The organism is Streptomyces hokutonensis (assembly GCF_042751305.1).
GTDB lineage: Bacteria > Actinomycetota > Actinomycetes > Streptomycetales > Streptomycetaceae > Streptomyces > Streptomyces hokutonensis_A.
The window spans coordinates 816,956-828,201 of sequence record NZ_JBHYWD010000001.1 but is presented as its reverse complement, the minus strand read 5'-3'; the positions used below and the strand labels follow the sequence as shown (position 1 = coordinate 828,201).

Here is an 11,246-nt window from a genome sequence, read left to right as displayed (position 1 = left end):
GGGTGGGGGGGGCCCTTGTGCGGGGGCCGGGGAGGGGTGCCAACCGGCCCGCCAGCGCCCCAGCGGCCCCCCGGCCGTCCCCCCGGGGGGGACCGACGCGCTACGACTACGTCAGCGTCCACTTCTGGTTGCTCGCCGTGCCGCAGGTCCACAGGATCAGCAGGGTCCCGTTGGCCGTGGCGGCGCCGGACGCGTCCAGGCACAGGCCCGCGTTGACGTTGGTGAGGGTGCCGTCGGAGTTTGCGGTCCACTTCTGGTTGTTCTGGCCGTTGCAGTCCCAGATGACGACCTTGGTGCCGTTGGTGGTGCCGTTGTTGTAGGCGTCCAGGCACTTGTTGCCGTACACCACGAGTTCCTTGCGGGAGGTGTACGTCCAGGCCTGGTTCTGGCCGCCGTTGCAGTCCCAGATCTCGGCCTGGGTGCCGTTGGTGATGGTGTTGTTGTAGATGTCGGCGCAGCGGCCGGACCCGGTGCCGACGACCAGGTTTCCGTTCGTGCCGGGGATGGGCTGGACGTTGACCGCTCCCAGGGTCGGCAGTGAACTGCCGGTGAAGGTGAGGGAGTTGGCGGAGCCCTTCGACAGGTCGACCTGGACCGAGACCGTGCCCTGGCTGGAGCCGGTCGGCGGGAAGGAGACCGTGGTCGCGGTCTGGCTGTTGACCTGGAGGGTGCCGGTGACGGCGGTGGAACCGGTGTTGGTGTAGGGGATGTCGACGACGTCCAGGCCGGTGCTCGCCGCGCTCACGCCGGTGTACTTGCCGGTGGAGGTGGCCGTGTAGTTGGTGCTCGCCGCCTCGGTGCCGCCGCTCACCTTCAGCATCACCGAGCCGCCCGCCGGGACGCCGGTGGTGTAACTCGTGGCGTACGAGCCGAGGTTCGACTGGGCCCAGAGGTCGCGGACCGTGGCGGAGGCGCTGGTCAGGCCGAGGTCGGACCAGCGGACGGTGATGTTCTGGGCGGAGGAGGTGCGGTTGAGGAGCACGACCGCGCGGTTGCCGGTGCCGGAGAGGACCCTGCCGTAGACCTGGAGGCCGGTGGTGTCCTCGGCGACCTTGACGCCCTGGAGTCCGCGCGTGTCCTGGTCGACGGCGACGACGTCCGAGTTCTTGAGGATCGCGGCGGTCTCACTGGTCATCGTGGTGAGGTCGTTGCCGGCGAGCAGCGGGGCGCCGGAGATCGCCCACAGGGCCATGTGGGTGCGGTTCTGGGCCGCCGTGAGGCCGGTCATGCCGACGGTGAGCATGTCGGGGTCGTTGTAGTAGCCGGTGTGCTGGGCGGCCGGGTGCAGGGTCTGGTTGAAGTTGGAGAGCACACTCGCCTGGGACGCCGTGCCGCCGTAGTAGTAGATGTCCGTGCTGGTCCGCCACATGGGGGCGAGGCCCGTGGCCCAGTTCCAGGTGTTCTGGTAGCCCCAGTTGCAGATGGACAGGGTGAGCGGGCGGGCGGTGGTGGCCGCGGCCGCGGCGACGGCCGAGCTGATCAACTTGTACGTGGTGGCCGCGTCGAGGCCCTCGGCGTCGCCGCCGCACCAGTCGACCTTCACGAAGTCGAAGCCCCACTGGGAGAACTGGAGCATGTCCTGGGCGTAGTGCCCTTCGCTGCCGGTGTTGGCGGCGGCGGGTCGGCCGGTCGGGTAGTAGTAGCCGCAGCCGTTCGCGCCGGCGTCCGTGTAGATGCCGGCCTTGAGGCCCTTGCTGTGGATGTAGTCGGCGATGGCGCTCATTCCGCCGGGCCACTCGCTGGTGTCGACGGTGATGTTGCCCGCGCTGTCGCGGGTGCCCTGCCACCAGCCCTCGTCGATGTTGATGTAGTTGTAGCCGGCCGCCGGGAGGCCCGAGGCGACGAACGCGTCCACCTGCGCCTTGATGACGCTGTAGTCGATCTTCGATGCGAAGCTGTTCCAGGATGCCCAGCCCATCGGGGCGGTGGGTACTGCTGTCTGCCGCGTTGTCGAGGCGACCGGGGCGGCGGGGAGGGGGTCCGCGGGCGCTGGTCCGGTGAAGAGAAGCAGCGTGACTGCGGCTGCGGCCATCGCGAGGGCGCGCAGGAGGGGGGCGCGGAACATGCGGCTCCTTTGCCGATATACCGAACAAGGATCGGGTCGCCGAACGAAACGGCGCGCTGAAAGTAGAGCCAGCAGAGGACGAAGTCAACGGCTGTGACACGAGGGGCAGTTGGAATCCCCGTGGAATCCCCCATTCGTCGGCCGGCGGGCGCGATACTGACCGGCGTGCGCGTAGCGATCATGACGGCGGGATCCCGGGGCGATGTGGCCCCGTACACCGGACTCGGGCATGCCCTGGTCCGGGCGGGACACGAGGTCACCCTCGTCACCCACGGAGGCTTCGCGCCCCTGGTGGCGGGTTCGGGTGTCGGCTTCCATCCTCTTCCGGTCGATCCCCGGGCCGAGTTGGAGTCCTCGCGGGGGCGCGGGCTGCACCGCAGTGCCTCGGGCGGGGGCAAGTTGCTGCGGGTGGTCGCGATGGCGCGGGCGCTGGTCGGGCGGATGACCGACGATCTGCTGACGGCCGCGCGGGCGAGTGATGTGCTGCTGCTGTCCAGCTCGTTGGGACCGCTGGGGCACGCCATCGCCGAGGGCCTGTCGCTGCCGAGCATGGGCGTGTACCTCCAACCCCTCGCGCCCACAAGGGAGTTCGCGCCGCCGGTGCTCGGCGGCGGCTCCTGGGGCACGGTCGGCAACCGCGTCGCCGGGCACGGGGTGAACCGGGCGGTGGAGCACGTCTTCGCCACCGCCGTACCGGAGGTGCGCTCCCGCCTGGGCCTGGCCCGTACCCGTCCCGGCACCGCGCTCCGGTCCAGGGAAGCGCGCAACTGGCCCGTCCAGCACGGCTTCAGCCCGCTGATCGTGCCCCGCCCGGCCGACTGGCGGCCCGGGCTCACGGTGGCCGGCTACTGGTGGCCGTACGACACGGATGCCCAACTCCCGCCCGAACTGCGGGACTTCCTCGACTCCGGGCCCGCTCCGGTCTTCGTGGGGCTCGGCAGTGCCACCGTGCCCGACCCGGAGCGGCTCAGCGCCGAGATCGTGCGCGCACTGCGGCGGGCCGGGCTGCGCGGGGTGATCCAGCGCGGCTGGGGCGGCCTCGAAGCGGCCGGTGACGATGTCCTCAGCATCGGCGAGGTGCCGCATGCGGCGCTGTTCCCGCGGATGGCGGCCGTCGTCCATCACTGCGGTGCGGGCACGACCGCGGCCGGGCTGCGTGCCGGGGTGCCGGCCGTGCCGGTGCCGATCCAGTTCGACGAGGGCTTCTGGGCCGCCCGTCTGGTCGCCCTGGGCGTGGCGCCCCGCGCCGTACCGCTGCGGGGGCTCACCGCCGACACCCTGTCCGCCGCATTCGTACGGGCCACCAGCGACCCCGCCCACGCCGAGCGGGCACGGGCCCTCGGTGCCCGGGTGCGCGCCGAGGACGGTACTGCTCCCGTGCTCGCGGCCCTGGACGCACTGACCTAGCGCTGCTGTCGTGCCACCGCCTCGGGGGTGACCGGCGTGAAGAAGTTGATCAGGTTCCCGTCGGGGTCGCGGAAGAGGAGGGAGCGGTTGCCCCAGGGCATCGTCGTCGGCTTCTGGACGATCTCGCCGTCGAGCGGTGCCAGGCGCTCGAACTCGGCGTCGACGTCCGCCACGCGGAACTCGGTGATCACCGAGCGGTTGGCGGCGGGCTGTGCGGAGCCGGTGCCGAAGAGGGCCATGGTGCGGGTGCTCGCGACCGCCAACGTGCAGGCGGGGGTCACGAGTTCGGCGAAGTCGGGGGTCGACCAGGTGGCGGTGACGCCGGTGACCTGTTCGTAGAACCCGACGAGACGGGAGACGTCGTCGGTGATGACGCGGATCGAGACGAAGTTCATGGCGGCTTCCTGTCGGAGGTGGTGTGCGGTGCCGGACGAAGCGGCGTCCCTCACGCTAGGACCGATACCGGACAGCTTCCGCCCGGTATCCGAGGCAGACTTTCCGGGTGACCACCTCGACCGCCCGCGTACTGGCCCTGCTGGAGATCCTCCAGGGCGGCGGCCTGCGTACCGTCCCCGACCTGGCCGCGCGGCTCGGCGTCGACGAACGCACGGTCCGCCGCTATGTCGGCCATCTGCTGGAGCTGGGCGTACCGGTCGACTCGGTACGCGGCCGCTACGGCGGCTACCGGCTCGCTCCCGGCTATCGGATGCCGCCGCTGATGCTCACGGACGAGGAGGCGCTCGCCGTGGTGCTCGGGCTGCTGGCCGGCCGGAGGGCGGGGCTCGTCACCACGTCGGCCGCGGCGGGCGAGAGCGCCACGGCGAAACTGCTGCGGGTCCTGCCCGCCGCTCTGCGCCGACGGCTCGACGCCCTGCTCGACACCGCCGACTTCACCGCGCGACCGCCTGCCGCCACGGCCCCGGAGACGGAGGTACTGCTCGAACTCGCCGAGGCCGCGCTCCATCGGCGGCCGGTGGCGCTCGGCTACACCGACCGCAAGGGCCGCGAAAGCGACCGTATGGTCCTGCCGTACGGGCTGGTCGCGCATGCCGGACGCTGGTATCTGACCGGCGCCGACCCGGACGACGGCGAGGTCCGCACCTTCCGCCTGGACCGCGTCAGCGCGTTGCGCGTGCGCTCCGGCTCGTTCGACGTGCCGGCGGACTTCGACCCGGCGGCCACGGTGCTGGACAGCCTCGCGCGCACGCCGTGGACGCATGACGTGTCACTGCGGATCCGGGGAAGTGTGCGGCACGTTCGCGGGCATCTCCCGGCCTCGATCGCCACCGTGACCACGCCCGACGAGGACACCGACTGGGTCCAGGTCCGGATCCGGGCCGAGCGACTGGAGTGGATCCCGCCCGTCCTCGCCGCCCTCGACCGCCCGTTCGTCGTCGAACGGCCCGCCGCCCTGCGCGATCTCGTCCGCGCGCTGGCCCGCCGCCTGGACGAGTACGCGACCGACGAGCCGGCCTAGGTCGTGTCCGCGAAGTCCCGTCGTCCGCCCGGAGGGCGGGCCCTGCGGCGTTCGGTGCGTGCTCTGGGGGTCCCCCGGCCGAAGGCTGGGGGAGTGCCGGGGGGAAGTCCTCGTACTGGTTGTACGTGGGCTTTCGCCCGGTGCGGCGAATGGGAGCACCTCCCACGCCCTTGAGGCAGTGGGGGAGCGTGCCGAACGTCGCGGGGCTGGGGGTACCCCCTCTGGGGGAGGGACTTCGCGGACACGGCCTAGGGCTGGTCCTGACCTTTCCAGCCCGGTGGCTGCATGATGCCCACGAGCTGTCGGACCAGTTCCTCGACGATCTCGTCCAGCGTGGCGTCCACCCAGCCCGCGCTCCAGTCGTGGAGCAGGCCGTTGACGCTGCCGATGAACGCCGTCGCGGCGATGCGGTAGTCGCGCCGCGCCGCCTCCCCGCGCTCGGCCGCGGCCCTCGCCTCGCCGCGGATGAGGTTGATCCAGCGGGCGCGGCGGGCCAGCCGCTGTTCCTCGAGGCGCGGGCTCACGCCGACGATCTCGACGAAGGTGATGCGGATGCGGCGCGGGTCGCCGGTGACGTTCGCGGCGTAGGCGTGGAAGATCGCGGTCGCCCGCTCGACGAGCGGCAGGCCGTCGGCGTCGTCGAGCGCGATCAGTACGGCTTTCTCGGCCCAGTCGTTGACCTGGAGGTGGAGCGCGGCCAGCACGTCCTCCAGGCTGCGGAACTCCTCGTAGAACTGCCGGGTGGACAGCCCCGCGGCCTCGCTGAGCGCGGCGACGGTCGTGCCGCGGTAGCCGGGGGTGTCGCCGAAGAGCTGGAGCGCGGCGTCCAGGAAGCGTCCGCGTCGCTCGGCCTGCCGCTGCTCGGCGGACTTGCCGCCGTAACGACCGGTCGGCGCCTTGAGCCTGCCCGCCACTGTCACACCTCTATCTTCTCGACCATTGGCCAATCTTGTCGTGTCCACAGTCTTGCGGAGAAGAGGGCCCTTCCTTACTTTTCAGTAAGTTCACTCTGAATTCGCGCGTGTTCAGATTCCTTCACGCCACCCCGGCACCCCTCTCACCTCACAGAAGAGAGCAGTCATGCCTGCCTTCAGACCCAGGCACCTTTGCTCCATGGCCGCCGCCCTTGTCCTGACCGTAGCCGCTCCCGCGACGGCCGCCACAGCCGACTCCTCCGCCGCCCTGCGCGAGGTGCTGTTCGTCGGCAACAACTGGGACGGCACCGCGGACGTCATCAAGTCCACCGGCGACTTCGCGAAGATCGGGGAGATCAACATCGTCCCCGACAAGGCGGCACGGCTGGCGGAGATCAACGCCGACCCGATCAAGTGGATCTACTACACGTCCATCCACAACGAGGTCGGACAGGGACACGACCAGTACGTGGACGACATGTACTCCACACCGGACGGCAAGTCCCTCGTCGTCTCCCGCCCCAGCTTCGCCGACGTAGTGTCCATCAACCTGGCCACCGACACCATCAACTGGCGCTTCCCGGTGGCCGGTTACCGCGCCGACCACATGGCGGTCTCCCCCGACGGCACCCGCGTCGCGGTCTCCGCCTCGACCGCCAACAAGGTGCAGGTGCTGGACATCAACACCGGCGCCGAACTGGGTGAGTTCGCCACTGGCGACAAGCCGCACGAGAACTTCTTCACCAACGGGGGGAAGTACATCTGGAACATGGCGATCGGCGAGGTCACCACCTCCCTCGACGATCCGGCCTGGGACTGGACCAAGGGCGACCGGCACATCACCGTCGTCGACGCCACCACGTTCAAGCAGGTCAGGATCATCGACATGCGGGACCGGCTGGACGCGATCGGCCTCACGAACTTCTCAGACGCGGTCCGCCCCGCCGCCTTCACACCGGACTGGTCCAAGCTGTACTTCCAGGTGTCGTTCTTCAACGGCTTCCTGGAGTACGACGTCGCCACCGACAAGATCACCCGCGTGAAGACGCTCCCGGCGAACCCCGCGACCAGCACCGACCGCACCACCTGGCTGCTCGACTCGCGTCATCACGGCATCTCGATGAACCCCGAGGGCACCAAGCTGTGCGTCGCCGGGACGATGGACAACTACGCGACGGTCGTGGACCGGGCCACGCTCCAGGAAGGTCCGCTCGTCACGGCGTCCACACCGTACTGGGCAACTGTGAGCGGTGACGGCAAGGACTGCGTCATCTCCGAGGCCGGCGCCGACCAGGTGACGGCCATCGACTTCGCCACCGGGCAGAAGGTGCTCTCCGTCCCGGTGGGCGACCATCCGCAGCGCGTACGGCTGGGTCATGTGCAGGCCGACTGGACGAGCCCGTCCGCGAGTTGAGCGAACGGCAACGGCACCGGTCCCCGAGGGGATCGGTGCCGTTGTCTTTGTCAGCTGTGCGCTGCCGCCCACGCGGCCAGTTCGGACTTGGCCGCGCTCAGCAGCGTCGAGGAGGGGCTCGACGCGCCGTTGGTGATCAGGGCGTAGTGCAGGGTTCCCGAGCCGGTGGCCGAGAGCAGGAGGCGGTGACTGCCGGTGCCGCCGGGCTCGTTGGCGTAGCCGATCGCGGTGGAGGACGTGTACGCCGGAACCCCCGAGATCGCGCCCAGGTCCGAGACCACGGTGGTGGACGCGGCCGGGAAGGACGCCGGGAGGTGGAGTTCGGTCGGTGCGGTGGAGCTGTTGGAGCGCCACATCAGCAGGCCGTACTGGCCGGAGCCGACCAGCGAGGACACGTTCGGGAGGGTGCTGGGGACCGGGTTCCAGGTCAGGGTCGTGGAGCCGTCGCGGGAGCGGTCCTCGTAGGTGAAGGCGACCGTGGTGCCGGCGGTCGCGCTCGGGTAGATCCGGTCGAGCAGGCGGGCGTCCTGACGGAGTGTCACCGTGCCGGAGTCGGTCATGTTGACGGCGGAGAGGTCCTCGTCGTTCCAGGCGTCGCCGGAGGTGAGGACCTTGTCGGGGTTGTCGTTCATCAGCTCGTTGTGGCGGCCGTTGTAGATGTCCCACTGCCACTGCGTACCGGACAGGACCGGGCCGGAGCCGCTCGGGTTGGACCACCAACTCGCCCCCGGCAGACGGGAGTCGAGCGCCTGGTACATCGCCTTGAGCACGGTCGGCGCCTTGCCCGCGACGGTGCCGGACAGCGGATGTCCGAACTCGCTGACGATGGCGGCGGTGCCGGCCGCCGAGGCGCGGTCACGGACCGTACCGAAGTCGGTCGAGTACTGACCGTCGGCCGCGTTCCCCCACATCAGGATGCCGGAGATCGCCTTCTGGTCGTAGAAGTGGGTGTTGAAGACATAGCGCGAGCCGAGTGTGCCCGCGTCGAGGAGTCCGCCCTCCTGCACCTGGCTGGAGATGTTGGAGTTCCAGAAGAGGTTCGGCTCGACGAGGGCGGGCTTGGCGCTCCAGCCGGCCGCGTCCATCCGCGCGCGGAACTTCACGTAGAAGGGCCAGAGCAGGTTCTGCTCCCATGTACGGCTGGTCTGGCCCGAGTCGTAGGTGCCCGCGAAGGGCTCGTTGTACGGGTCGAAGCCGACGACACCCGCGAACTCGTCGGTGGTCAGGTGCTGTTGGAGGTATGTCATGGTCGACTGGGCGGTGGCGAGGAAGGAGTCCTGGAGGCCGTAGTTGTTGTGCCAGAAGTCGTACTGGGCCTTGGTGACGGCCGAGTTCTGGGTGATGTTCTGGCCCCAGAAGAGGCAGATCCCGCAGGACTCCTGGGGGTAACTCCCCAGCGCGGCGGCCCACTTGGGCGCGCCGTCGCCGGTGTACCAACTGCCGCTGTTGAACAGGTACTTGGAGTAGAGGTCCTGGTGGAAGTCGGGGTAGACGCGGATGCCGGCGTCGAGGAACGCCTGCATCTGGGCGGTGGCGGCGGCCAGGTACGTGGTGTCGACCTGGCCCCGGACGGGTTCGGCGTAGGCCCAGGAGAGCAGGAAGCGGACCGAGTTGCCGCCGCCGAGGGCGCGCAGCGCGGTCGCGGACTTCTTCGCGTCGGCGACCGAGGCGAAGGGGAGACCGTCGTTCTCAGCCAGCTTGGTCTCGCCGGAGACGTTGTAGCCGCGCAGCACGACCTGGCGGCCGTAGCTGTCGACAAAACTGCCGTTCTGGACGGTCAGCGCCGATCCGTCGAACCAGAGGGAGTCGGTTGGGGTGGCGGCGGTGGCGGGCCCGGCACCCAGCACCGACAGGAATCCGCAGAGGACAACCAGGACAACGATCAAACGCGCCCGGACATTCGTCATGTCCACTACAGTCCGGTGCTTTCCGGACACTGTCAACACTTCTGACTCACGAGTAAGTTCCCACTCTGCAAGCCCTGTTGAAACATTCTCAGCCGACCCGGCGCGTCACGCTCAGCAGGTACTCCTTCCGATTCAGCGGGTTGTGGTCGGTGCGTGCCCGCTCCGGAACCGTCCCGTGCGCGACGGGCGCATAGTGGTCGAAGGCGCTCACCCATTCCCCCTCCCCGCGCGTCAGCCCCGGCAACTGCCGCTCAAGACCGTGCACTTGGGCCGCGGGGACCGTCCCTTCCAGCACACAGACCTGCCCCCGGGTCTCGGTGCTGCCCGGCACGGCCCGCACCGCGGCGAGGACCGGCAGCAGGGCACCCAAGGTGTCGGCCGGAGCCTCGACGCGAAACCGGTGCATCGGCTCGTACACCTGGCTCCCGGCCCGCCGCAGCGCCTCGACGAGGACCAGCGGGGTCAGTCCCCGGAAGTCGGCGCCGGTGCTCGACATGCTCTTGTCGAAGCCCTGGTGGGCGTGGCTCTGCCGGGGCCAGTACCCGGAGCGCGTCATGGTGACCACGCAGTCGGTGACCCGCCAGCCGTGCAGCCCCTGCCCGAGCGTCTCGCGCACGGTGTCCTCGACGGCCTTGAAGAAGGCGTACGGCATCGCACCCAGCTCGACCTCGAGCGCGAACCGCTCACCCGAACCGACCGGCGCCGGGTCGATGCGCAGGCCGACCGTGGCGAGGAACGGGTTCTCGTCCTTCTTGATGAACTCGGCCGCCGTGCCCGTGCCGACCGGCCGCTCGATGCACAGGGGCGTCGTCTCGCGGAACGTGACCCGCACCCCGAACTCGTCGGCCAGCGTGGCCTGGATGACCTCCTTCTGGACCTCGCCGTAGAGGGAGACCGCCGTCTCCTGCCTTACTTCGTCGTGGCGCAGGCCGATCAGCGGGTCCTGTTCGGCGAGTCGAGTGAGGGCGAGGTGCAGGGCGCGCCGGTCGGCGTCGGGGCCCGGAACGACGACGGTCTCCAGGGTCGGCGGTGCGAAGAAGTGCTCGTACGCCTTCCTCGGTGTGCCGATCGCGTCGCCGATCCGGATCTCGCCCAGGCCCCACAGACGACCGATCCGGCCCGCCGGGACGGCGTCGGCACCGATGTCCGTGCCGTGGTCGAAGACGCTGATCGCGGTGACCTTGCCCTCCTCGCCGGCCTCGCCGAAGGTGATCCGGTCGCGGGTGCGGAGGGTGCCGGAGAACATCCGCGCGTAGGCGACCTTCTCCCCCGCCGGACCGCGCTCGACCTTGAACACCGTGCCGGAGAGCGGGCCCTGGGGGTCGCCCTCGGCGGCGGGGAGCAGCTCCTTGACGCCGGTGACCAGCGCGTCGACGCCGGCGCCCGTGATGGCGGAGCCGAAGTAGACCGGGTGTACGAGGGCCTGGCGGGTCTGCGCGGCGAGGGCCGTGCGCAGGAGGTCGTACGACACGGTGTTCTCGACATAGGCGGCGAGCAGTTCGTCGTCGTGCTCGGCGAGGACGGCCGCCGCGCCCGGGTCGAGGCCCGGCCGGAATCCGGCCGCCGGGGTGCCGATGTCCTCGACCGTGCCCATCGGTACGACCGCTGCCCTGAGTCGTTCGGAGGTCTCCCGCAGCAGCTCGTCGTGGCGTGCCCCGCGGCGGTCGATCTTGTTGACGAAGAGGAGCGTCGGGATGCGCAGCCGCTGGAGCGTGCGCATCAGGACGCGGGTCTGCGGCTGGACGCCCTCGACCGCCGAGACGACCAGGACGGCGCCGTCCAGCACGCCGAGCACCCGCTCCACCTCGGCGATGAAGTCCGGGTGGCCCGGGGTGTCGATGAGGTTGACGGTCACGTCGTCGACGGGGAACGAGACGACGGCGGACTTGATGGTGATACCGCGCTGCCGCTCCAGCGCGAGCGTGTCGGTGCGGGTGCTGCCGTCGTCGACGCTGCCGATCTCGTCGATCACACCGGCCGAGTGCAGCAGCCGTTCGGTCAGACTGGTCTTACCGGCGTCTACGTGCGCGAGGATTCCGAGGTTGAGCAAGTGCACCTGGTG

Annotated in this window: 8 protein-coding genes; 3 read left to right on the top strand and 5 right to left on the bottom strand. The window is 70.0% G+C overall.

Annotated elements, in window-relative coordinates; all coding sequences use genetic code 11:
• Window positions 1-106: 106 nt before the first annotated feature.
• Window positions 107-2,065 carry a ricin-type beta-trefoil lectin domain protein gene (locus ACFXC1_RS03820; protein WP_381238307.1) on the bottom strand — a complete coding sequence of 653 codons (1,959 nt, stop codon included), beginning with the start codon at window positions 2,063-2,065 and terminating at the stop codon, window positions 107-109.
• Between the two features lie 180 nt (window positions 2,066-2,245).
• Here ACFXC1_RS03820 and ACFXC1_RS03815 point away from each other — a divergent pair, with 180 nt between their 5' ends.
• On the top strand, window positions 2,246-3,472 hold the full coding sequence (locus ACFXC1_RS03815) for a glycosyltransferase (protein WP_381239431.1): 1,227 nt from the start codon (window positions 2,246-2,248) through the stop codon (window positions 3,470-3,472).
• On the opposite strand, the gene ACFXC1_RS03810 is transcribed toward ACFXC1_RS03815, so the two are convergent.
• Complete coding sequence (locus ACFXC1_RS03810; protein ID WP_381238305.1) at window positions 3,469-3,867, bottom strand: VOC family protein; 399 nt, start codon at window positions 3,865-3,867, stop codon at window positions 3,469-3,471. The genes ACFXC1_RS03815 and ACFXC1_RS03810 overlap by 4 nt on opposite strands.
• A 107-nt stretch (window positions 3,868-3,974) precedes the next feature.
• Here ACFXC1_RS03810 and ACFXC1_RS03805 point away from each other — a divergent pair, with 107 nt between their 5' ends.
• A complete protein-coding gene (locus ACFXC1_RS03805) occupies window positions 3,975-4,949 on the top strand; it encodes a helix-turn-helix transcriptional regulator (protein WP_381238303.1) in 975 nt (324 codons plus the stop codon).
• Between the two features lie 248 nt (window positions 4,950-5,197).
• On the opposite strand, the gene ACFXC1_RS03800 is transcribed toward ACFXC1_RS03805, so the two are convergent.
• On the bottom strand, window positions 5,198-5,863 hold the full coding sequence (locus tag ACFXC1_RS03800; RefSeq protein WP_381238301.1) for a TetR/AcrR family transcriptional regulator: 666 nt from the start codon (window positions 5,861-5,863) through the stop codon (window positions 5,198-5,200).
• Window positions 5,864-6,029: 166 nt separating this feature from the next.
• Here ACFXC1_RS03800 and ACFXC1_RS03795 point away from each other — a divergent pair, with 166 nt between their 5' ends.
• The gene (locus ACFXC1_RS03795; RefSeq protein ID WP_381238299.1) at window positions 6,030-7,277 is read left to right on the top strand and encodes a YncE family protein; all 1,248 of its coding nucleotides are present in this window, start codon (window positions 6,030-6,032) and stop codon (window positions 7,275-7,277) included.
• A gap of 50 nt (window positions 7,278-7,327) precedes the next feature.
• Here the strand turns inward: ACFXC1_RS03795 and ACFXC1_RS03790 are convergent, their stop codons facing one another.
• Together ACFXC1_RS03790 and ACFXC1_RS03785 are read right to left on the bottom strand one after the other, a co-directional pair.
• Window positions 7,328-9,184, bottom strand: coding sequence for a cellulase family glycosylhydrolase (locus ACFXC1_RS03790; RefSeq protein WP_381238297.1), 1,857 nt, complete (start codon window positions 9,182-9,184; stop codon window positions 7,328-7,330).
• An 88-nt stretch (window positions 9,185-9,272) separates the two neighbouring features.
• Window positions 9,273-11,240 carry a GTP-binding protein gene (locus ACFXC1_RS03785; protein ID WP_381238295.1) on the bottom strand — a complete coding sequence of 656 codons (1,968 nt, stop codon included), beginning with the start codon at window positions 11,238-11,240 and terminating at the stop codon, window positions 9,273-9,275.
• Between the last annotated feature and the right edge of the window lie 6 nt (window positions 11,241-11,246).